The 22,070-nt window shown below is 72.1% G+C and carries 19 protein-coding genes and 1 riboswitch; of the genes, 6 read left to right on the plus strand and 13 right to left on the minus strand.

The window, feature by feature from the left end:
* Nucleotide 1 precedes the first annotated feature (1 nt).
* A complete protein-coding gene (locus OG622_RS06910; protein ID WP_371574121.1) occupies nt 2-748 on the minus strand; it encodes a cobalt-precorrin-6A reductase in 747 nt (248 codons plus the stop codon).
* Between the two features lie 18 nt (nt 749-766).
* Between OG622_RS06910 and OG622_RS06915 the strand changes: the two genes are divergently transcribed.
* The gene (locus OG622_RS06915) at nt 767-1,975 is read left to right on the plus strand and encodes a cobalt-precorrin-5B (C(1))-methyltransferase (protein WP_371574122.1); all 1,209 of its coding nucleotides are present in this window, start codon (nt 767-769) and stop codon (nt 1,973-1,975) included.
* A 9-nt stretch (nt 1,976-1,984) separates the two neighbouring features.
* Here OG622_RS06915 and OG622_RS06920 read toward each other — a convergent pair whose 3' ends face one another.
* The 6 genes from OG622_RS06920 to OG622_RS06945 all read right to left on the minus strand — a co-directional run bounded on the left by OG622_RS06920 (nt 1,985) and on the right by OG622_RS06945 (nt 8,476).
* A complete protein-coding gene (locus OG622_RS06920; RefSeq protein WP_371574123.1) occupies nt 1,985-2,989 on the minus strand; it encodes an ABC transporter substrate-binding protein in 1,005 nt (334 codons plus the stop codon).
* A gap of 8 nt (nt 2,990-2,997) precedes the next feature.
* A complete protein-coding gene (locus tag OG622_RS06925; RefSeq protein ID WP_371574124.1) occupies nt 2,998-3,765 on the minus strand; it encodes an ABC transporter ATP-binding protein in 768 nt (255 codons plus the stop codon).
* Between the two features lie 2 nt (nt 3,766-3,767).
* Nucleotides 3,768-4,823 carry a FecCD family ABC transporter permease gene (locus OG622_RS06930; RefSeq protein ID WP_371574125.1) on the minus strand — a complete coding sequence of 352 codons (1,056 nt, stop codon included), beginning with the start codon at nt 4,821-4,823 and terminating at the stop codon, nt 3,768-3,770.
* A gap of 133 nt (nt 4,824-4,956) precedes the next feature.
* A riboswitch (cobalamin riboswitch) is annotated at nt 4,957-5,027 on the minus strand.
* Between the two features lie 199 nt (nt 5,028-5,226).
* Nucleotides 5,227-5,976, minus strand: a complete 750-nt coding sequence (gene cobM, locus OG622_RS06935; protein WP_371574126.1) for a precorrin-4 C(11)-methyltransferase — start codon at nt 5,974-5,976, stop codon at nt 5,227-5,229.
* A complete protein-coding gene (gene cbiE / locus OG622_RS06940) occupies nt 5,973-7,256 on the minus strand; it encodes a precorrin-6y C5,15-methyltransferase (decarboxylating) subunit CbiE (protein ID WP_371574127.1) in 1,284 nt (427 codons plus the stop codon). Before cbiE ends, cobM begins: the two co-directional genes overlap by 4 nt.
* Nucleotides 7,257-7,510: 254 nt before the next feature.
* Nucleotides 7,511-8,476 (minus strand): D-2-hydroxyacid dehydrogenase family protein, encoded by a 966-nt coding sequence (locus OG622_RS06945; RefSeq protein WP_371574128.1) that lies wholly within the window; start codon nt 8,474-8,476, stop codon nt 7,511-7,513.
* A 256-nt stretch (nt 8,477-8,732) separates the two neighbouring features.
* Here OG622_RS06945 and OG622_RS06950 point away from each other — a divergent pair, with 256 nt between their 5' ends.
* Nucleotides 8,733-9,029 (plus strand): DUF2218 domain-containing protein, encoded by a 297-nt coding sequence (locus OG622_RS06950; protein ID WP_371574129.1) that lies wholly within the window; start codon nt 8,733-8,735, stop codon nt 9,027-9,029.
* A gap of 173 nt (nt 9,030-9,202) precedes the next feature.
* Here the strand turns inward: OG622_RS06950 and tal are convergent, their stop codons facing one another.
* From tal to OG622_RS06980, 6 genes are all read right to left on the minus strand, one after another.
* Nucleotides 9,203-10,351, minus strand: coding sequence for a transaldolase (gene tal, locus OG622_RS06955; RefSeq protein ID WP_371574130.1), 1,149 nt, complete (start codon nt 10,349-10,351; stop codon nt 9,203-9,205).
* Nucleotides 10,352-10,364: 13 nt separating this feature from the next.
* Nucleotides 10,365-12,473 carry a transketolase gene (tkt, locus tag OG622_RS06960; RefSeq protein WP_371574131.1) on the minus strand — a complete coding sequence of 703 codons (2,109 nt, stop codon included), beginning with the start codon at nt 12,471-12,473 and terminating at the stop codon, nt 10,365-10,367.
* A gap of 198 nt (nt 12,474-12,671) precedes the next feature.
* Nucleotides 12,672-13,790 (minus strand): substrate-binding domain-containing protein, encoded by a 1,119-nt coding sequence (locus tag OG622_RS06965; protein ID WP_371584021.1) that lies wholly within the window; start codon nt 13,788-13,790, stop codon nt 12,672-12,674.
* A gap of 101 nt (nt 13,791-13,891) precedes the next feature.
* Nucleotides 13,892-15,235, minus strand: coding sequence for an ABC transporter permease (locus tag OG622_RS06970; RefSeq protein ID WP_371574132.1), 1,344 nt, complete (start codon nt 15,233-15,235; stop codon nt 13,892-13,894).
* Complete coding sequence (locus tag OG622_RS06975; protein WP_371584022.1) at nt 15,235-16,830, minus strand: sugar ABC transporter ATP-binding protein; 1,596 nt, start codon at nt 16,828-16,830, stop codon at nt 15,235-15,237. The genes OG622_RS06970 and OG622_RS06975 overlap by 1 nt, the downstream gene beginning before the upstream one ends.
* Before the next feature lie 156 nt (nt 16,831-16,986).
* Entirely contained in the window at nt 16,987-17,781 is a 795-nt protein-coding gene (locus OG622_RS06980) for an IclR family transcriptional regulator (RefSeq protein WP_371574133.1), read from the minus strand.
* A 193-nt stretch (nt 17,782-17,974) separates the two neighbouring features.
* Between OG622_RS06980 and OG622_RS06985 the strand changes: the two genes are divergently transcribed.
* From OG622_RS06985 to gnd, 4 genes are read left to right on the plus strand one after another with little or no spacing between them, the layout of a single operon-like run.
* The gene (locus OG622_RS06985; RefSeq protein WP_371574134.1) at nt 17,975-18,967 is read left to right on the plus strand and encodes a cyclase family protein; all 993 of its coding nucleotides are present in this window, start codon (nt 17,975-17,977) and stop codon (nt 18,965-18,967) included.
* Nucleotides 18,967-20,043 carry an NAD(P)-dependent oxidoreductase gene (locus tag OG622_RS06990; RefSeq protein WP_371574135.1) on the plus strand — a complete coding sequence of 359 codons (1,077 nt, stop codon included), beginning with the start codon at nt 18,967-18,969 and terminating at the stop codon, nt 20,041-20,043. The genes OG622_RS06985 and OG622_RS06990 overlap by 1 nt, the downstream gene beginning before the upstream one ends.
* A complete protein-coding gene (locus OG622_RS06995) occupies nt 20,040-20,969 on the plus strand; it encodes an NAD(P)-dependent oxidoreductase (protein ID WP_371574136.1) in 930 nt (309 codons plus the stop codon). Before OG622_RS06990 ends, OG622_RS06995 begins: the two co-directional genes overlap by 4 nt.
* Nucleotides 20,970-20,975: 6 nt before the next feature.
* Nucleotides 20,976-21,872 (plus strand): phosphogluconate dehydrogenase (NAD(+)-dependent, decarboxylating), encoded by an 897-nt coding sequence (gnd, locus tag OG622_RS07000; RefSeq protein WP_371574137.1) that lies wholly within the window; start codon nt 20,976-20,978, stop codon nt 21,870-21,872.
* Nucleotides 21,873-22,070 lie beyond the last annotated feature (198 nt).

Here is a 22,070-nt window from a genome sequence, read left to right on the forward strand (position 1 = left end):
TTCAGCGGGCCGGAAGGCGCTGTTGGACCCAGTGGGCAGCCGCCTCCGGGTCCGCCACCACGGTGACGCCCTCGGGCACGGGCGGCCTGCGCACCACGACGACCGGCACCCCGGCCTCCCGGGCGGCGGTCAGTTTCGGCGCGGTGGCCGCTCCCCCGCTGTCCTTCGTCACGACGACGTCGACGGTGTGGCGGCGCAGCAGGTCCCGCTCCCCGTCGAGGGTGAAGGGGCCCCGGTCGAGCAGCACCTCCATCCGGGCCGGGTGCGGGGTCTCGGGCGGGTCGACGGACCGTACGAGGAACCACAGGTCGTCCAGGGCCGCGAAGGCGGCCAGGCCCAGGCGGCCGGTGGTGAGGAACACGCGCCGGCCGAGCGTGGGCAGCAGTCGCGCGGCCTCCGCCAGGGAGCCGACGTCGTGCCAGTCGTCGCCGGCGGCCGGGACCCAGCCGGGCCGGCGCAGGGCGAGCAGGGGAACATGGGTGGTGGCGGCAGCCCGTGCCGCGTGGAAACTCATGATCCCGGCGAAAGGATGGGTGGCGTCGATGAGCGCGTCCACCCCGTGTTCGCGCAGCCAGGCGGCCAGCCCCTCGGCCCCGCCGAAGCCGCCGACGCGGACCTCGCCCGGGGGCAGCCGGGGGCTGGCGACCCGTCCGGCGAGGGAGCTGGTCAGCCGCAGGCCGGGCGTGCCGTGCAGCAGCTCGGCCAGGCGGCGGGCCTCCGTGGTTCCGCCGAGTATCAGTACGTGCATGGAAGTCCGGGTCCGTTCATGAGCGGTGAAGCGAAAGACATCGGCGAAGCGAAAGACGTAGGTGCGGGGAAGGACGTAGGTGCGGGGAAGGACGTAGGTGCGGGGAAGGACGTCGGCGAGGCCAAGGGTGGTCGCGCGGCCCAACTCAAGCACACCGGTCTGCGGCACGGCTGGACCACGGGTGCCTGTGCGACCGCCGCCACGACGGCCGCGTACACGGCGCTGCTGACCGGCGAGTTCCCCGACCCGGTGACCATCACCCTGCCGAAGGGGCAGACCCCGTCGTTCGCGCTCGCCGTCGAGGGGCTGACGGGCGACAGCGCGATGGCGGGGATCGTGAAGGACGCGGGCGACGATCCGGACGTCACGCACGGCGCTCTGGTCCGGGCCACCGTGCGGCGGCTGCCCGCCGGGGCAGGGGTGGTCTTCCGGGCCGGCTCCGGCGTCGGGACGGTCACCCGTCCCGGCCTGCCCCTGCCGGTCGGCGAACCGGCGGTGAACCCGGTCCCCCGGCAGATGATGCGGGACCACGTGGCCGAGGTCGCCGCCCGGCACGGCGGCACCGGCGATGTCGAGATCACCCTCTCCGTCGACCACGGCGAGGAGATCGCCCGCTCCACCTGGAACCCCCGCCTGGGCATCCTCGGCGGACTGTCGATCCTCGGCACCACCGGGATCGTCGTCCCGTACTCCTGCTCGGCGTGGATCGACTCCATCCGGCGGGGCGTGGACGTGGCGCGGGCGGCCGGGCGCAGGCATGTCGCCGGGTGCACGGGGTCGACGTCGGAGAAGACGGTCGTCGCCGAGTACGCGCTGCCCGAGGACGCGCTGCTCGACATGGGTGACTTCGCGGGCGCGGTGCTCAAGTACGTGCGCCGGCATCCCGTCGACCGGCTGACCATCTGCGGCGGCTTCGCCAAGCTCTCCAAGCTCGCCGCCGGCCATCTCGACCTGCACTCCGCCCGTTCCCAGGTCGACAAGGGCTTCCTCGCCGAGCTGGCCCGGCGCGGCGGCGCGGACGAGGCGCTGGCCGCCGAGGTGGCCGGCGCCAACACCGGGCTCGCCGCGCTCCAGCTGTGCATGGCGGCCGGGGTGCCGCTCGGCGACCTGGTGGCGACGACGGCCCGCGACGAGGCACTGGCCGTGCTCCGGGGCGCGCCGGTCGCGGTCGACGTCATCTGCATCGACCGGGCGGGCACGGTCGTGGGCCGCAGCACGGTCGGTTAGCGCCCTCGGTCACTCCTGTCCGGCCACCGTGCGCAGGTAGGTGCCGAGGCGGGCGACGGCCGACGGGTTGCGGGGGCTCTCCACCAGGTCGACGTAGTCGAGGACGAAGATCCGCTTGTGCCTGATCGCGGAGACGCCGCGCAGCGGGGCGTAGGAGAGCAGGAACTTCTTCTTCTGCTCGGCGCTGACATCCCCGTAGTCGCAGATGACGATGGTGTCGGGGTCCCGCTGGACGACGCTCTCCCAGCCGACGGTGGTCCAGGAGTCCTCGACGTCGTGCATGACGTTGACCCCGCCGGCCTCGGTGATGATCTGCTCGGGGGCGGCGTAGCGGCCGGAGGTGAAGGGCTGGTCCTGGCCGCTGTCGTAGAGGAAGACCGTGGGCTTCTTCGCGGGCGCCTCGGCCCGTACGTCCGCGATCTGCTTCTTGAAGCCGGCGATCAGCGTGGCCGCCCGCTTCTCGACGCCGAACAGCTTTCCGAGGTTGGTGAGGTCGGTGTAGAGGGCGTCCAGGGGCGGCATGATGCCGCGTGAGGTCTCGGTCCGGCCGTTGCGGCAGGACTCGGTGAGGATGTACGAGGGCACGCCGAGCTTCTTCAGGGTGTCGGGAGTGAAGCCGGCGTCCTCGCGGAAGCCGTAGTTCCAGCCGGCGAAGACGAGGTCGGCTCGGGCATCGAGGACGTTCTCCTTGGTGAGCTGGTCCTTGGACAGCCACTTCACCTTGTCGTAGCCGTCCTTCCACGGCACGCCGCTCAGATCGCCCTTGTCGTCGGGCATGGCGAACCCGGCCATGCGGTCCTCCAGACCGAGGGCGAACATCAGCTCGGTGATCCCGACGTCGTTGGTGACGACGCGCTCGGGGACCTTGTCGAAGGTGACCTTCCGGCCGCAGTTGGTGAGAGTGACCGCCGTCTCGGCGGACCTGGACTTGGCGTCCGTGGAGGATTCGACGGTCGCGCCGCATCCGGTGGCGGTCGCGGCGAGGCAGAGGGCGGCGGCGAGCAGCTTGCGCATGGGGGTCCTCAGGTGGTGGGCGGGAGGAGGTCGAACAGGAGTTGGACGGCGCCGGTCGCCGGGTGCCTTACGGGATGCGCGCGGACCCCGAACACCTCGGCGAGCAGGTCGGGGTGGAGGACGTCGTGGGGCGGGCCCGAGGCGACGATCCGGCCGCCCGCGATCACGTACAGGACGTCGCAGTGCGCGGCGGCCAGGTTGAGGTCGTGCAGAGCGGCGAGCACGGTGACACCGCTGTCCCGCACCAGGGACAGCACGTCCAGTTGGTGGGCGATGTCGAGGTGGTTGGTGGGTTCGTCGAGAACGAGCACCCGGGGCTGCTGGGCGAGCGCGCGGGCGAGCAGGACGCGCTGCTTCTCGCCCCCGGACAGGGCCAGGAACCCCCGGTCGGCGAGGTGGTCCACACCGGTGCGGCCCATCGCCCGCGCGCAGATCTCCGTGTCGGAGGCGGCCGTCCGGTCCCGGTGCGGCAGCCGGCCCATGGCGACCACCTCGGCGACCGTGAAGTCGAACTCGGCGGACGACTCCTGCGGCAGCGCGGCCAGCACCCGGGCGGCGGCCCGGGGCGGCATCGCGTGCGTGTCCTCGCCGTCCAGCCGTACCACGCCGGCGGCCGGGCGCAGCGCCCGGTACACACAGCGCAACAGCGTCGACTTGCCGCTGCCGTTGGGGCCGACGAGTCCGACGAACGCCCCGCTGTCGGCGGTGAGCCGGATGTCGTCGACCAGTCGGGCCCCGGCGGCCTCGACCGTCACTCCGTCGATGTCGAGTCGCATGGTCAGCGGCCTCCGAACGCGTAGCCGCCGCGCCTCATCAGCAGCAGGAAGGCGGGCACCCCCACCACGGCGGTGATCACTCCGACGGGCAGTTCGGCGGGGGCGAGCAGCAGCCGGGACAGTACGTCCGCCCACACCAGGAGCACGGCGCCGACGAGCGGGGCCACCGCCAGGACCTTTCTGTGGTCGGCGCCGACCAGCATGCGCACGACGTGCGGCACCATCAGCCCGACGAAGCCGATGGCCCCGCTGACCGCGACCACGGTCCCGGTCACGGCCGCGGTGACGAGGAACAGCTCCCGGCGCAGCCGCTCCGGCCGGACGCCGAGCGCGGCCGAGGTCTCGTCGCCCATGGCGAGGGCGTTGAGCGATTCGGCCCGCCGGCGCAGCCACGCCCACCCCGCCGCCACGGTCACGGCGGCGAGCGGTACCTGTGCCCAGGTCGCCCCGCCCAGGCTGCCCAGCAGCCACATCAGCGCCGACCGGGCCGCCTCGCCGCGGTCGGCACCGAACACCATGACCGTGGTGACGGCTTCGAAGCCGTACGCCAGTGCCGTACCGGTCAGGACCAGCCGCAGCGGGGTCAGCCCGTGGGGCGAACGGGCCACGGCGTACACCAGCGCCATCGCGGCGAGCGCGGAGAGGAACGCCGACACGGACAGGGCCCAGATCCCGAGCCCGGCGAACGCGCCGAGCAGGATGACCGCGTTGGCGCCCACCGCCGCGCCGGAGGAGATGCCGAGCACGAACGGGTCGCCGAGCGCGTTGCGCACGATCGCCTGGACGGCCACTCCGACGGATGCGAGCCCGGCGCCGACGACGGCACCGAGCGCGACGCGCGGCAGCCGGATCTCCCAGACGATGGTGTACGAGGCGGCGTCCCCGGCGTGCACGGTCCCACCGGTGAGCCCGGCCCACAGGAACCGCAGGACGTCCGTCCATCCGATCCCGGCGGCGCCCAGACCGGTGCCGCCCACGAGCGACAACAGCAGGAGCAGGCCGAGACCGAGGACCAGTGGGGGCAGGGGTATGCGGCTGGGGGTGGGGCTGCGGCGCACGGTCGGAGCGGTCCTTCGCCTTGGGCCGCCTGATGGGACGTCGGTCAGGAGCAGCCCGTACGGCGCGGGGGCCGTGCGGTCCCCTCTCGCAGTCCACGGCGAGCGTTCAACGGGTCGCACCACCCACGGGCGATCGGGCTCGCGCGACGGGCTGTTCGACCGTCGCGCACACCGTTGCGGGTCAGCGCCGGGTTCTCACCGGACTTTCCCCGCGGGAGGCGAGGTGAGCCTAACACCGGGTACCGGGGCGCCTTCGGGCTCGGGTGGCTTGGGTTCGTCGGCGACTGCGGGCCCCGGTGGGGGCTTCTCGCGCAGTTCCCCGCGCCCCCGAAAAACCGGGGCTGCGCCCTGTGCTTTTCAGGCCCACCGGGCCCGCACCCGACAACGAACCCAACAGGCCCGCTCAGCAGCTGTGCCGGTCCCGTTCCGGCGAGTACAGGTGGCTGTCCCGGAACTGCTGCGCACCAAGCGTCCGCCCGACCATGATCACAGCCGTGCGCAGCACACCCGCGTCCTTCACCTGCCCGGCGATGTCGTCCAGCGTGCCCCGGAGGATCAGCTCGTCGGGGCGGGAGGCGTAGGCGACGACCGCGACGGGGCAGTCGGCACCGTAGTGCGGGAGGAGTTCCTCGACGACCCGGTCGACGTAACGGGCGGCCAGGTGCAGCACGATCAGCGCGCCGCTGCGTCCGAGGGTGGCCAGGTCCTCGCCCTCCGGCATGGCCGTGGCCCGCTGGGCGATCCGCGTGAGGATGACGGTCTGACCGACGGTCGGCACGGTCAGCTCCCGCTTCAGCGCGGCGGCCGCCGCCGCGAACGCGGGCACGCCCGGCACCACCTCGTACGGCACCCCTGCCGCGTCCAGCCGCCGCATCTGCTCGGCGACCGCGCTGAACACGGACGGGTCCCCGGAGTGCAGCCGGGCCACGTCGTGGCCCTCCCCGTGGGCGCGCACCAGCTCGGCGGTGATCTGGTCCAGGTCGAGCTGGGCGGTGTCCACGAGCCGTGCGTCCGGGGGACATTCGGCCAGCAGTTCGCGCGGGACGAGGCTGCCCGCGTACAGGCAGACCTGGCAGGCGGCGAGCGTACGGGCGCCACGGACCGTGATCAGGTCGGCGGCACCGGGGCCGGCGCCGATGAAGTACACGGTCATCTGTCTGCTCCCGAAGCGGTGTCAACGGTGTCAACGGTGTCGAGGGATTTCTGGACCGCCCACTGGGTCACCGGCATCGCCTGCCGCCACCCGGTGAAGCCGCCCACGGGCACGGCGTGCGCCACCGCGAGCCGCACCAGTTCGCCGCCGTGGCGGTGGCGGGCAGCGGCGAGCAGGGCCTCGGACTCCAGCGTCACGGTGTTGGCGATCAGTCGTCCGCCCACGGGCAGCGCCGCCCAACAGGCGTCGAGGAGGCCGGGCGCGGTGAGTCCGCCGCCGATGAACACGGCGTCCGGCGGGGGCAGTTCGGCCAGCGCGGCGGGCGCGGCTCCGGTGACGACCCGCAGGCCGGGCACGCCGAGCCGGTCGGCGTTGCGGGTGATGCGTGCGGCGCGCTCCGGGTCGCGTTCGACGGTGACCGCCCGGCAGGAGGGGTGCGTACGCATCCACTCGACGGCTATCGAGCCCGATCCGCCGCCGATGTCCCACAGCAGTTCGCCGGGCGCCGGGGCGAGCGCGGCCAGCGTGGCGGCGCGCACATACCGCTTGGTGAGCTGCCCGTCGTGCTCGTACGCCTCGTCGGGGAGGCCGGGTACGGCGCCGAGCCGCAGGGCGTCCGGGGTCCGGCGGCACTCGACGGCGACGATGTTGAGGGGGTCGCCGGGCGGGTGCGTCCGCGTCCAGTCGTCGGCGGTGGTCTCGTCACTCGTCCGTTCCCGCTCGCCGCCGAGCTGTTCCAGGACGCGCATCCGGCTCGGCCCGAAGCCCCGGTCCCGCAGCAGGGCGGCGACCTGGGCGGGTGTGCCGGCGTCCGCGCTGAGCACGAGGAGCCGTCGGCCGTCGTGCAGGGCGGCGGCCAGGCGGGCGGCGGGCCTGCCGACGAGCGTGACGACCTCGACGTCCTCCAGCGGCCAGCCGAGGCGGGCGGTCGCGTAGGAGACGGAGGAGGGGTGCGGCAGGACGCGCAGCCGGTCACCGGCCTCCTCGGCGAGGGCGCGGCCGATGCCGTGGAACATGGGGTCGCCGCTGGCCAGTACGGCGATCCGGCGGTCGGCGTGCGCGGCGAGCAGGGCGGGTACGGCGGGACGCAAAGGCGAGGGCCAGGTGATCCGCTCGCCCGCGCACTCAGGGGGCAGCAGGTCGAGCTGGCGCGGGCCCCCGATCAGGACCTCGGCGTCACGCAGGACCGCCCGGGAGGCGTCGGGGACGCCTCGCCAGCCGTCGGCGCCGAGCCCGACGACGGTGACGGCGTACGGCGGTCCTGGTCGTGCGGGGGTCACTGCGTGGGTACCTCGGCGGTTCGGGGGCGGCTCTCGGGACGACAGAGGCGCACTCTACTGGGCGGTGACCTGCGCGCCTGTGCCCGGGTGCACGTCACCCGGCCCCGCGGTCCGGCACCCGGCGCGGTCAGCGCGTCCAGTGGGCGACGTCGCGGAAACGGGCCTCGGCGCGACCGGAGCCGTGGTTGTAGACGCCGGTTCTTGAAGACCGACGGTGTCGCCCACCGGTACGGCCTGGCTCCGGCCCCTCAGCCTCAGCCGCGCGTCAGGGGCCGGACGGGGGCGCCGGCGAGGAAGGCCGTGATGTCCTCCACCGCTTCCGTGTAGAAGGTGCGGTAGTTCCGTTCGGTGACGTAGCCGAGATGCGGGGTGGCGAGCACGTTCGGCAGGGAGCGCAGGGGGTCGTCGGCGGGGAGGGGCTCGGTCTCGAAGACATCGAGACCGGCGCCGGCGATCCAGCCCTCGCGCAGGGCACGTACGAGAGCGGCCTGCTCGACGATGGCGGCGCGGGAGGTGTTGACCAGGTAGGCGTGCGGGCGCATGGTGCGCAGCTCCGGCTCGCCGAGCAGGCCGCGGGTGCGGTCGGACAGGACGAGGTGGACCGACACGAAGTCGCTGCGCCGGAGCAGCTCCTCCTTGCTGTCGGCCAGTTGGGCGCCGGTCTCGGCCGCTCGTTCGGCGGTGAGGTTCTCGCTCCAGGCGAGGACCTCCATGCCGAAGGCGGTGGCGACGCGGGCCACCCGGGTGCCGATCTTGCCGAGTCCGAGCAGGCCCAGCGTGCGGCCGTGCAGGTCCTGGCCGACGGTGGACTGCCAGGGGCCGCCTTCCCGCAGGATCCGGTTCTCCGCGGTGATGCGGCGGGCGAGGCCGAGGAGGAGGGCCCAGGTCAGTTCGACGGGCGGGGTGGGGCTGCTCGCCGTACCGCACACGGTCACGCCCTGGGCCCGCGCCGCGGCGAGGTCGATCGAGGCGTTGCGCATGCCGGTGGTCACCAGCAGGCGCAGGCGCGGCAGCCGGCGCAGGAGGGCGGCGTCGAAGGGGGTGCGTTCCCGCATGGCCACGACGATCTCGCAGTCGGCCAGCTCGGCCACGAGCCGGTCCCGGTCGGTGATGTTCTCGCGGAGCGCGCGCACCTCGACCCGGTCGGCGAGAGGGCTCCAGTCGGCCATGGTCAGGGCGGCGCCCTGGTAGTCGTCCAGCACTGCGCAGTGGAGGGTCATGCGGGCAGTCTGCCGTTCCTCGCCGGCCGACGTCGCCCCAGGGATATCCGGCCACGACGGCTTCCTCCGGTCCGCCGACCCACCCTGATGTGATCCACGCAACAGGCGCTCCGATTCACAGGTGAAGCAGGCGGGACTATGGTCGAACAACGGCTGGTTTCAAATTTGAAGCACACGCCGACCCCTGGACGGCCGCGCCACGCTCACCGCTCCGGGAGGCCGATCACATCGTTCGCTCGGACCCAGGAGTTCCCCCATGCCCACCTCCCTCGGTCGCGCCTCCACCGACGCCGCCCCGCGCTACGCCAAGCAGCTCGCCTCGCACTTCGGCCGGAAGATCCCCGCCGAGGAGACACCCGAAGGGGGGCACCGCCTCACCTTCGAGCAGACCGACGTCCTGCTCCAGCCCGCCGAGGACCACCTCCTGCTCCGCGTGACCGCGCCGGACGCGTCCACGCTCAGCACCATCCGCGAGGTCGTGGGCAGCCACCTCGAACGCTTCGGCCACCGCAACGAACTGACCGTCGTCTGGGAGGAGCCTTCCGCCGACTGACCCTCCCGGGCGCGAACCGGGACGGGGAGCGGCAGGCCGCCACGCAGGGACCCGGCCGTCGCCGTGCACGACGCGAGTGGCCGGCGCGACGCGAGTGGCAGGGGCGACGCGCCGCTCGCCCGGCTGCCGGCCCGTCACACACCCGGCTCGGACGGCGAAGCCGCCTGACCACCTCAGTCGGCCACGGCGAGCGCCTTGGTCGGCCGTGCGTGCCGCACGGCGTTCAGAAGGCTGTCCCAGGAGTGCTGGAACTTCTGGATCCCCTCGGTCTCCAGGACCTGGGCGACATTGCGGTAGGAGATTCCCAGCTCGGCGAGTGCCGCGAAGACAGCGCGGGCCTGCTCGTATGTCCCGGCGATGGTGTTGCCGGTGATCTCGCCGTGATCCGCCATGGCATCGAGGGTGGCCTCCGGCATGGTGTTGACCGTGCCCGGTGAGACCAGTTCGGTGATGTAGAGGGTGTCGGGGTAGGCGGCGTCCTTGACACCCGTCGAGGCCCACAGGGGACGCTGCTTGTTGGCCGGGGCCCGGTCGAGGTCGGCCCAACGGGGGAAGGGTTGCGTCGATCCGTCGGCAGAGCCGAACACTTCCTCGTAGGCCTCGTAGGCGAGGCGGGCGTTGGCCACGGCTGCCTTGCCTCGCATCTCCTTGGCCTCGGGGGTGCCGATGGCGTCGAGGCGCTTGTCGATCTCGGTGTCGACGCGGGACACGAAGAAGGAGGCCACGGAGTGGATCGCGGAGAGGTCCAGACCTCGGTCCCTGGCCTTCTCCAGGCCGGCGAGGTAGGCGTGCATGACCTCGCGGTAGCGTTCCAGCGAGAAGATCAGCGTGACGTTGACGCTGATGCCGAGACCGATGACCTCGGTGATCGCGGGAAGACCCGCCTTGGTGGCCGGGATCTTGATGAGGGTGTTGGGGCGGTCCACGAGCCAGGCCAGCTGTTTGGCCTCGGCAACGGTCGCCGCCGTACCGTGCGCGAGGCGCGGGTCCACCTCGATGGAGACCCAGCCGTCTCGGCCGCCGGTGGCGTCGAACACCGGGCGGAGGATGTCTGCCGCCTCCCGGACATCCGCCGTGGTGATCATGCGGACCGCCTCGGAAACCGTCACACCGCGCAGCGCCAGCTCGCGGAACTGGTCCGCGTAGTCGTCACCCCTGCCGAACGCCTGCTCGAAGATCGTGGGGTTGGTGGTCACGCCGACCACATGCCTGCGCTCGATGAGTTCGGCGAGGTTGCCGGAGGTGATCCGCTTGCGGGACAGGTCGTCCAACCAGATCGCGACACCTTCGTCGGAGAGGCGCTGGAGTACGTCGTCGGTCATGGAAGAGCTTCTCCTACTGGTGCTGGTCATCGCGGTGGCCGGCCAGGGCGGCGCGGGAGTCGCGTGCCGCGGCTGCGACGTTCTCGGCGGTGAAGCCGAACTCGTGGAAGAGGACTTCGGCGTCGGCGGAGGCACCGAAGTGCTCCAGGGAGACGATGCGACCGGCGTCGCCGACGTACCGGTGCCAGGTCAGACCGATACCGGCCTCGACCGCGACACGCGCCTTGACGGACGGCGGCAGAACGCTGTCCCGGTACCCCTGGTCCTGCTCCTCGAACCACTCCACGGACGGCATGGACACGACCCGCGTGGGCACGCCCTGCGCCTGGAGCTGCTCGCGGGCCTCCACGGCCACGTGCACCTCGGACCCGGTGGCGATCAGCACGACCTGGGCGTCGCCGCCCTCGGCGTCGAACAGGACGTAACCACCCTTGGCGGCGTCCTCGTTGGCCTCGTACGTCGGCACGCCCTGACGGGTCAGCGCGAGGCCGTGCGGGGCGCCCTTGCCGAACTCCTTGGTGTAACGCTTGAGGATCTCGCGCCAGGCGATCGCCGTCTCGTTGGCGTCCGCCGGGCGGACCACGTTCAGGCCCGGGATCGCGCGCAGCGCGGCGAGGTGTTCGACGGGCTGGTGGGTGGGGCCGTCCTCGCCCAGACCGATGGAGTCGTGTGTCCACACGAACGTCACCGGCAGGTGCATCAGCGCGGACAGGCGCACGGCGTTGCGCATGTAGTCGGAGAAGACCAGGAACGTGCCGCCGAAGATACGGGTGTTGCCGTGCAGCGCGATGCCGTTCATCTCCGCGGCCATGGCGTGCTCACGGATACCGAAGTGGATCGTGCGGCCGTAGGGGTTCGCCTCCGGCAGCGGATTGTCCGCCGGGAGGAAGGACGACGTCTTGTCGATCGTGGTGTTGTTCGAACCGGCGAGGTCGGCGGAGCCGCCCCACAGCTCCGGGATCACCGTGCCGAGCGCCTGCAGGACCTTGCCGGACGCGGCACGCGTGGCGACGCTCTTGCCCGTCTCGAACTCCGGCAGGTGCGACTGCCAGCCCCCGGGCAGCTCGCCCGCGCTGATCCGGTCGAACTCCGCGGCCCGCCCGGCGTTGTTGTCGCGCCACTCCTGGAGCTGCTTGTCCCAGACGGCACGGGCCTCACGGCCCCGCTCGCCCAGGGCGCGGGTGTGCGCGATGACCTCGCCGGAGACCTCGAAGCTCTTCTCCGCATCGAAGCCCAGGACCCGCTTGGTGGCCGCGACCTCGTCCGCGCCGAGCGCCGAGCCGTGCGCGGCCTCGGTGTTCTGCGCGTTCGGGGCGGGCCAGGCGATGATCGAGCGCATCGCGATGAACGACGGCCGGTCGGTGACCGCCTTCGCCGCCTCGACCGCCGCGTACAGCGCGGCCGGGTCGAGGTCGCCGTTCTCCTTCGGCTCCACACGCTGCACATGCCAGCCGTAGGCCTCGTACCGCCCGGCGGTGTCCTCGGAGACAGCCGTCTCGGTGTCACCCTCGATCGAGATGTGGTTGTCGTCCCACAGCAGGACCAGATTGCCGAGCTTCTGGTGACCGGCCAGCGAGGACGCCTCCGCGGAGATGCCCTCCTGCAGGCAGCCGTCACCGGCGATCACGAAGATGTGGTGATCGAACGGCGAATCACCGACAGCGGCCTGCGGATCGAACAGGCCGCGCTCGTAGCGGGCGGCCATCGCCATCCCCACCGCGTTGGCGACACCCTGCCCCAGCGGCCCGGTCGTCGTCTCGACGGCCCTGGTGTGCCCGTACTCCGGATGGCCCGGCGTCTTCGAACCCCAGGTACGGAAGGACTCCAGGTCCTGAAGCTCCAGGCCGAAACCACCCAGGTACAACTGGATGTAGAGGGTCAGGGAGGAATGGCCGGCGGACAGGACGAACCGGTCACGGCCCACCCAGTCGGGGTCGGCGGGATCGTGGCGCATCACCTTCTGGAAAAGGGTGTACGCGGCGGGCGCGAGGCTCATCGCCGTACCGGGATGGCCGTTGCCGACCCTCTGTACGGCGTCGGCGGCCAGGACACGGGCGGTGTCGACGGCCCGCTGGTCCACTGCGGTCCACGCGAAGGCGGCTGCGGTCGGGTGCGGATTCACGCGTGAACTCCTGTGGCTGTGCGGGGAAGAAGGCATGTGAGGACGAAAGGCGCGTGAGGACGCAAGGAACGTGAGGACGCACGGCACGTGAGGCCGGAAGGCAGAAGTGGAGGGGAGCCGTGGCCGAGGGCGAGGCCCCACCCGTCCCTCCCGCCGGGGAGGGACGGGAGGGACGTGCCGGGGGAGGTGTGGTGTCGCCTACTTGCCCCAGAGCTTCTGGTACGCCTCGCGGTATCCCTCCGGGTCCCATGAGGAGCCGCCGCCGCTGTTGGCCGCCGTGGTGATGTGCACCGGTGCGATGTAGCCACTGGCGGGCTTGTCGGCGAAGGCGCGGTTGAACTCGTCGACGATCTGCCAGCCCTGCTCGGACAGCGGTTCGGGCACCGTGGCCGACTGGAACTCCTTGCTGTTGATGCGCTGGAAGGCCGAGGGGTCGCCGTCACCGGCGCCGATGTTGAAGGGGGCACCGTCGCCCTGCTTGCCGCCTGCCCGCAGCGCGGGAGCCGCGTCGGCGAAGTACAGGTCGTTGATCGCCACCGAGTGCGTCCACTTGGTGCCGAAGCGGGACAGCAGCGCGGAGACCTCCTGTGGGGTGCGGCTGCTGGCGTCGGCGATCGGGATGTTGGACGTGGAGAGCACCTTGGTGTCGGAGCAGGTGGCGAGTTCCTTCTCGATCAGGTCCGACTTGCCCTTGGCGAACGGTATAGAGGCGTCGGTGAAGACGACCACGCCGGCGCGGCCGTCGGACTGGCTGATGATCCAGTCGGCGCTGATCTTCGCGACGTCCTCGACCTTGGTGGTGATGTTGCTGAAGAGCTTGGGGTCCGTGCTGGGGCCGGGGGTGCCGACGGCGTGCCAGCCGATGAGCGGGATACCGGCGGCGTCGGCCTGTGCGACCTGCTGGGTGGTCGACTTGGGATCGAAGCCGGACAGGACGATGCCGTCGGGCTTGACGGCGACGGCCTGGCTGAGGGCGGCCTGGATACCGGCCGGGGTGCCCTGACCGTCGATGATCCGCATCTTCCAGCCGATGGCCTTGGCGGCCTCCTTGACCCCTTCGGCGGCGCCCGCCACACCGGGGTTGGTCATGCTCTGGGCGACGTAGACGATCGTCTTGCCCGCGACCGCCTTGGGGCCCTTGGTCGGTCCGCCCCAGGCGGCGTCGACGGACTCGGCGCCCTCGACCGCCTTCTTGGCCTTCGCCAGGACGGCCGGACAGCCGGCCTTCGAGGGCCCGTCGACGGCGGCGGAGCCGGCACTGTCGGAGCCGCGGGAGCAGCCGGAGACGGAAGCGGTGAGCACGGCCAGGGCGGCCACGGCTCTGATGGTTGCCTTGCGGGTGGGGTGGTACGACACGGGGGTGCTCCTTGAGGAGGGAGGGCAGCGGGGTGACGGGCGGGTGCGGCGATTCGGATCGGTCAGGGGGTGTGCGGCGCGTCGTCTTCGGAAGCGGCATCGGCATCGGCATCGGCATCGGCATCGGCATCGGCATCGGCATCGGCGGACGGTCCGGTCGACGGCGAACCGGTCGATGGCGAACCGGTCGCGGCCGGGGTCGCCTGCACCGTCCCGGGTTGCGGATGCGTCCCGGGCTCCGTCCCGGACGCGGACAGTGAGTGGCGGGTGGCGGTGGCGCCGGCACGCAGGCGGCGGCGGGCGGAGTAGCCGGCCAGGCCGACCGCGAGGAGCAGCGTGCCGCCGTTGAACAGGGAGGTCGCCCAGAACTCGGCGCCGAGCTGCTGGATGCCGGCCAGGCCGATGGCGAGGATGGCGACGGCGACGACGGTTCCGGCGGCGTTGGCGCGGCCGGGTTTGATGGCGGTGGAGCCGAGCAGGGCACCGACGAAGGCGGGCAGCAGGTAGTCCATGCCGACGCTGGGGTTGCCGATCTGCTGCTGCGCGGCGAGCAGGACACCCGCGAAGCCGACGACGAGTCCGGAGCCGGCGAAGGCGTAGATGCCGTACCGGCGGGTGGGGATGCCGACGAGGTCGGCGGCGCGGGCGTTGGAGCCGATGACGTAGAGGTAGCGGCCGAGCGGCAGGCGCTCCAGCAGCAGCCAGAGCACGACGGCGAGGGCGAGGACGTAGAAGGCGGGGACCGGCAGGCCGAGGAACGTGGAGTCGTACAGGTCGGTGAAGGCCGGGGGCAGACCGCCCGGTCCGGGCACGATCCGGGCGCCGTCGGTGATCCAGCCGGTGCAGGCGTACAGGAGGCTGCCGGTGCCGAGGGTGGCGATGAAGGAGTCGATCTTGGCGAACTCCACCAGCAGGCCGTTGAGTACGCCGACGATGCCGCCACCGACGATGACGGCGACGCAGACGATCGGCCAGGACCAGCCGCTGTTCACGATGAGTTGCATGGCCAGGACGTGCGAGAAGCCGAGTCCGTAGCCGACGGAGAGGTCGAACTTGCCGGTGACGATGGGGATCATCGCGCCGAGCGCGAGGATCGCGGGGATCGACTGGTTGGACAGGATCGACGAGGCGTTGTCCATCGTCGGGAAGGTGTCCGGCAGGACCAGCGCGAAGATCACGAACAGTAGGACGGTCAGGCCGAACAGGCCGTAGGTGCCTATGAGGTGGCCGCCGCGCAGCCGGGCGGCGAGGGTGCCGCTGCCCGTGCCCTTGTCGGTGCCGCCGGGTGACTGCCTGCGCGGCCCTCGGGGTGCCGCCTTGCGGGCGCCGTCCCCGGCGGAACCTTCCCGCTGTGGGCCTGTGCCGTGGTCGGCCGGCCCACGGGGGGATTCGGTCTCGGTGGCCATCAGTTGTCCGCCGTTCCGGTCAGCGCCGGCATGGCCGACGCGGCGTGGGTGAGTTCGGTGACGGTGAGGGCCTCACCGCTGAGTTCGGCGGTCACGGTGCCTCGTACGAAGACCAGGGCGCGGTGACACACGTCGGCGACTTCCTCGAAGTCGGTGGAGATGAGAAGGACGGCGAGTCCCTGGGCGAGCGCGTCGTCGAGCAGGCGGTAGATCTCCGCCTTGGCTCCGACGTCGACTCCCGAGGTCGGCTCCTCCAGGATCACGACGCGCCTGCTGAGGCGCAGCCAGCGGCCGATCATGACCTTCTGCTGGTTGCCGCCGGAGAGGGTCGCGATGGGTGCCTCGGAGTCGGCGGGCCGTACGCCGAACCTCTCGACCAGCGAGGTCGCCGTGGCACGCTCGCGTGCCGGGCTGATCCAGCGCCACGGGGAGCGGCTGTCGGCCCGCGGGTTGGCCAGGAAGTTCTCCCTGACGGTGAGTTCGAGGGCGCAGCCCTCCTCCTGGCGGTTGCTGGTGACGAAGCCGATGCCCGCGTCGACGGCCGCGGCGGGCGAGCCCGGCCGGTAGGGCTTGCCGTCGAGCAGTGCCTCACCGTCCTGGATCGGCCGGGAACCGGCGAGGGCACGGCCGAGGTCCATGTGGCCGGCGCCGGTGAGGCCGACCATGCCGAGGACCTCCCCGGCGCGCACCTCCAGGTCGACCGGGCCGGCGCCCTCGGTGGTGACGCCGGTGAGGCGCAGCACGGTCGGAGCTTCTCCGGTGGCGGCCTTGGGGCCGGGCTTCGGCCGGTGGCTCTCCGCCTCGTGGCCGACGATGTCGCGCACGATGCGCTCGGGGCCGTGGTCGGCGAGACGGCCCTGGCTGATGAGGTGGCCGTCGCGCAGGACCGCGAAGCTGTCGGCGACCTGATAGACCTCGTCGAGCCGGTGGCTGACGTAGACGATGCCGTGGCCTCGGTCGCGCAGGGTGTGCAGGACGTCGAAGAGGCGGGCGCAGTCCGCGGCGGGCAGGCTCGCGGTGGGTTCGTCGAGGACGATGAGCCGGGCCCGGGTGGACAGGGCGCGGGCGATGGCGACGAGGGACCGCTCCGCGCGGGTGAGGTCGGCGACCGCGGCGTCCGGGTCGAGGTGGCCTGCGACGATGTCCAGCGCCTCGGTGCTGCGCCGGCGGACCTGCCGCCAGGAGACCAGCCCGGCGCGGCGCGGGTATCCGGTGCCGAGGGCGATGTTCTCGGCGACCGTCATCCACTCGACCAGACCGAGGTCCTGGTGGATGAAGGACATCTCCGCGGCGGCGGCGTCGGTGCCGAGCGGATGACCGGCGACGGTGACCTCGCCGTGGTCGGCTCGGTACACCCCGGCCAGGATCTTGATCAGTGTGGACTTACCTGCACCATTGTGACCCAATAGGGCGAGAACCCTGCCCGGGTGAAGGTCGAGGTCGACGTCGGCCAGGGCGAGAGTGCCGCCGAATCGCTTACGCAGCCCCCGGATGCTGACCAGGGGCCGGTGTGAAGCTGTGTCAGCTGTGTCAGCTGTGTCATCGGGAGCGTCATACACGGGCTTCTCCGAAGGGATCTGCCAGCCGAGGACCATTCCGTCGGCTCGACCAGAATCCTGTACAGCCGCCAGCATGTTGGTCAATAGGTCCGGAAGGATTTATTGCCCCAAAGTTACGACGGCCGCACGGAAAGATCTCCGTACGGCCGCCATGGGGTAGTCGTCGAGAGGGCCGGGAACAGGCCCCCGACCTCAGTCGCGACCCACCGGCGCCCCCTGGGGAAGCATGGGGTTCTCCAGCCCCGCCGCGACGGTCCGCAGATCCTTCAGCAGCGCCTCGCGGAACTCGTCGTCGAGCCGGGCCTTGAGCACGGTGACGCTGATCGCGAAGGGCGCCGAGTCCGTCCGGAAGCCGTTGACCGGCACGGCCATGCAGAGGATGCCCGCCGTAGCCTCCTCGTCGTCGACCGCGTAGCCGCGCTCCCGGGTCTCGGCCAGGTCCGCCATGAGGGCGGGCACGGAGGTGATGGACCGCTCGCTGAGCGCGGGCAGGGTGCGACCGCGCAGCCGGTCCTCGGCCACCGCCGGATCCAGCGTGGACAGAATGGCCTTCCCGGTGGCCGTGCAGTTCGCCGGGAAGCGGTCGCCGATGTTGGCGGTCAGCCGCAACGGCTGCGTGCCGTCGTAACGCCCCAGGTAGAGGACGTCCAGGCCGTCGAGTACGGCCACCCGCGCGGTCTCCCGCGAGATGTGTGAGCTGCGCCGGCACAGCTCGTAGAAGTCGCGCAGCTGGTCGACGGTGGCCAGGTAGCGGCCACCGAGCTCGACGAGCTTGCGCCCCAGACCGAAGCCCGAGCCGTTGCGCGCGATCATCCCGGCCGCCTCCAGCGAGGCGCACAGATTGCCCGTCGAGGACTTCGGCAGGTCCAGGGCGCGCGCGATCTCACTCACCGACAGCGGGCGGCCCTCCGCCTCGCCGAGTGCGTCGAGGATGGCCACGGCCCGCGTCACAGCGGGGACGAGACTACCCGGGTCACTTGCGCTCACCAGTAACTCCACCCATCATTCTGTTCGTCGTTCAGCATATTGGCTATTGTCTCTCGTGTGCCCCCGAACGACAATGCCGTCGGCGCACGCTTTGCCGTCGAGATTCTCCGCATCCCTCCGGACCACTCGACCGTAGCGCGCCCCTCCGGGCCGGCCGACGACACCCTGCGAGCCTTGGAGCGCTGAGCAGCAGATGACCAGCAGCCCGCACGATCCGCCTCACCCCTCTCCCGACGACAACGCTTCCGGCCGCGAACCGGACAACGGACCCGCCATGTCCCGCGAGCGGTTCGACACACTTTTTGACGAGCTGAGCACCTGGGGCCGCTGGGCACCGGCCGACGCCGACCGCGGCGCCTGGAACCGGGTCACCCCCGAACACTCACGCCGCGCCACCGCCCTGGTCCGCACCGGCACCACCGTCCCGACGGCCCTGCCGTGGAACACGGCGCCCGGCCCGGACAACGGCAAGCCCGCCCTCCACTACATGTCCGACCTCGGCGACGTCGAGGCCCCCGAACCGTCCTGTCACAAGGACTTCATCGCCGTCGACTACCACGGCAAGGGCGTCAGCCACCTCGACGCGCTCTCCCACATCGCCTACCGCGGACAGCTCTACGACGGCCGCGTCGCACGCGAGGTCGTCGACGCGGGCGGCGCCCGCTTCGGCTCCGTCTCCGCGCTCGGCCCGCTGGTCACCAGGGGCGTACTGATCGACATGCCCGCCGTGCTCGGCACCGACTGGCTGGAGCCCGGCCGGGCCGTGCACGCCGACGACGTGATCGCCGCGGAGAAGACCCTCGGCGTCACCATCGGCGACGGCGACGCGGTACTGCTGCGCTCCGGCCACTTCCGGCGCCGGGCCGAACTCGGCGCCTGGAATCCGGACAACGCCAGCGCCGGCTTCCATGTGGACGCCATGCCACTGTTCGCCGAGCGCGGGATCGCGCTGCTCGGCGGCGACGGCGACAGTGACGTACGGCCCTCCCCCGTCGAAGGGCTGCACTCCCCCGTGCACGCCCTGGCGATCACCGCCATGGGTGTGCCACTGCTGGACAACCTCGACCTCGAAGCGCTCTCCGCGGCCTGCGCGCAGGCCGGCCGCTACGAGTTCCTGTTCGTCGTGGCCCCGCTGAACGTCCCGGGCGGCACGGGTTCGCCGGTCAACCCGATCGCGGTGCTGTGATGGGCGCCACATCGGCCACGGAGTTCACCGTCGGCGTCAGCCGGGACTTCCTGGACGCGGACGGCCGCAATGTGTGGGGCGACATCCGGCTCGGCGAACTGGACGCCGCCGGGATCGACTGGCACTACCTGCCGCGCGACACCGGGGAACTCCTCGGAAAGGACGTCGACGGCCTGGACGCCGTCCTGTTCGCCGGCCCCGCCGTCACCGCGCGCACCTTCGAGGGCGCCGGCCGCCCCCCGCTCCTCTTCGCCCGCTTCGGCGTCGGCTACGACACCGTCGACCTCGGCGCGTGCACGCGCAACGGCGCCCTCGTGACCATCACCCCCGACGGTGCCCGGCGCCCGGTGGCCACCGCCGCCCTCACCCTGCTCCTGGCCGTGCTGCACAACGTGACCGCCAAGGACCGGCTGGTACGGGAGGGGCGGTGGGCCGAGAAGGAACAGTGGATGGGCCTCGGGCTCACCGGCCGCCGTGTCGGCCTGATCGGCCTCGGCAACACCGCCCGCGATCTGGTCGGGCTGCTGCGGCCGTTCGAGGCCGACATCGTGGCGTACGACCCGTACTGCCCGCCGGAGGTTGCCTCCGGCCTCGGCGTACGGCTCGCGGACGTCGACACCGTGATGGCCGAGGCGGACGCCGTGATCGTGATGTGCGCGCTGACGGAGGAGACCCGTCATCTCGTCGACGCGCGTCGGATGTCCCTGATGAAGCCCACGGCCGTCCTGCTCAACGTCGCTCGCGGTCCCATCGTCGACGAGGCCGCGCTGATCGAGGCGCTGCGCGTACGGCGTATCAGGGGCGCCGGACTCGACGTGTTCGAGAGCGAGCCGCCGGCCCTCGACAACCCGCTGCTGGGCATGGACAACGTCGTGCTCAGCCCGCACGCCCTGGCGTGGACCGACGAGATGTCGGCCGGGAACGGCGGCAGCGCCGTCCGGGCCGTGCTGGAGGTGGCGGCGGGCCGGGTGCCGCCGTTCGTCGTCAACCGGGATGTGGTCGACAGTCCCCGGCTCATCGGCCGCCTCGCCGAGTTGACGGCTCGCCACGGCACTCCGGCGGGAGCCGGCGCATGAGCGTCGCCGACGTCGGCACCGCCGGCACCGTCGGTTTCCTCGGGCTCGGCGCGATGGGACTGCCCATGGCGGTGAACCTCGCCCGTGCCGGTTTCGACGTGATCGCCTGGAACCGCGGCCGGGCCCCGCTGGAGGCCGCCGCCGCCGCGGGCTGCCGTACCGCAGACAGCCCGGAGCAGGTGGCCGCAGCCGCACCGGTCGTCCTCACCATGCTCCCCGACCTCCCCCAGGTGATCGAGCTGCTGGACCGCCCGGACGGACTGCGCTCCGGACGGCCGGTCATGGACACTCTGGTCGTCATGGGCACCGTCTCCCCCGTCGCGGTGCGCACCCTCGCCGAAAAGCTGCGCCCGCAGGGCGTCACGGTCGTCGACGCCCCCGTCAGCGGCGGGGTGACCGGCGCCCGCGACGCCACCCTGTCGATCATGGGCGGGGGCCCGGCGGAGGCGGTCGCGCGGATCCGCCCGTATCTGGAGGCGATGGGATCGACCGTACGGCGCCTCGGGGACACCGGCGCCGGCTCGCTCGCCAAGGCCTGCAACCAGCTCGTCGTCGCCGGAACCCTGGTCGCGCTCGCCGAGGCCGTCCTGCTCGGCGAGCGGGGCGGCCTCGAACCGGCCGCGCTGCTCGACGTACTGGCCGGCGGGCTCGCCTCCTCCGAGGTGCTCGCCCAGAAGCGGCACCACCTGGCCGAGGGCGACTTCACCCCGTCCGGGCCTGCCCGCTACCTCCACAAGGACCTCGGGTTCGTCCTGGACAGCGCCGCCGACGCCCAAGTCGCGCTGCCGCTGTCCACGACCGTCGCCGAGCTGTACGCCGCCGTCGAGGCACAGGGCCTCGGCGACCTGGACAACAGCGTCGTCCTCGGTCTGCTGCGCGGCGGCTTCCCCGACTCACCTCACTCCACTCATTCCACGAAGGACTGAAGACACATGCAGGTAGGAATCGTCGGCCTCGGGCGCATGGGCGGCAACATGGCCGCCCGCTGGCGGGACCGCGGCCACGAGGTGCTCGGCTACAGCCGCACCTCCCCCGACCGCGACGCCGACTCCCTGGAGGAACTCGTCGCGAAGCTCGCCGGCCCCCGTGTGGTGTGGCTGATGCTGCCCTCGGGCGACCCGACCCGTCAGGCCCTGCGGCAGCTCGCGGAACTGCTGTCGCCCGGTGACGTGATCGTGGAGGGCGGCAACTCCCGCTTCAGCGACGACACCGAGCACGCCCGGATGCTCGCCGGGCACGGCATCGGCTACGTCGACTGCGGCGTCAGCGGCGGCGTCTGGGGCCGGGAGAACGGCTACGCCGTGATGTGCGGCGGCGAGGACGAGCACGTGGAGCGCGTCTGGCCACTGCTGGAGTCGCTCGCCCCCGACCAGGACGGCCTGTGCCACGCGGGCCCGGTCGGCGCCGGTCACTACTCCAAGATGGTCCACAACGGCATCGAGTACGGCATGATGCAGGCGCTCGCAGAGGGCTACGAACTGATGGAGGCCAGCGAGTACGTGCCCGACGTCCCCAAGGTGCTCGCCTCCTGGCGGCACGGCACGGTCGTCCGCTCCTGGCTCCTCGACCTCCTGGTACGTGCCCTGGAAGAGGACCCGGGCCTCGCCACCCTCTCCGGCCGGGTCGACGACTCCGGTGAGGGCCGCTGGACGGTCGAGGAGGCGGTACGTCTGTCCGTGTCCGCCCCCGCCATGACCGCCGCTCTCTTCGCCCGCTTCGCCTCCCGCAAGCCGGACGCCGACCAGCTCAAGGCCCTCGCGGCGATGCGCCGGCAGTTCGGCGGCCACGCGGTGCACGGCGCGGACACGGTCACCGCAGAGAAGGGGTGAGCGGCGGGGGCGGCCGGAAGGGTGAGGAAGCGGGCCGCCGGGGACTGGCGTTGCTGGTCGCCGGGGACCGGCGCCGCTGGTCGCCGGGCCTCCTTCGGGAGAACCCGGACGGCACGATCATCTCGACGGCCGCCCCCGGCATGGCACCCCTTCGAAGTGCGGCCGGCCGACATCGGCGTCGCCGTGACGGCGATCCCG

It is taken from the genome of Streptomyces sp. NBC_01314, assembly GCF_041435215.1.
GTDB lineage: Bacteria > Actinomycetota > Actinomycetes > Streptomycetales > Streptomycetaceae > Streptomyces.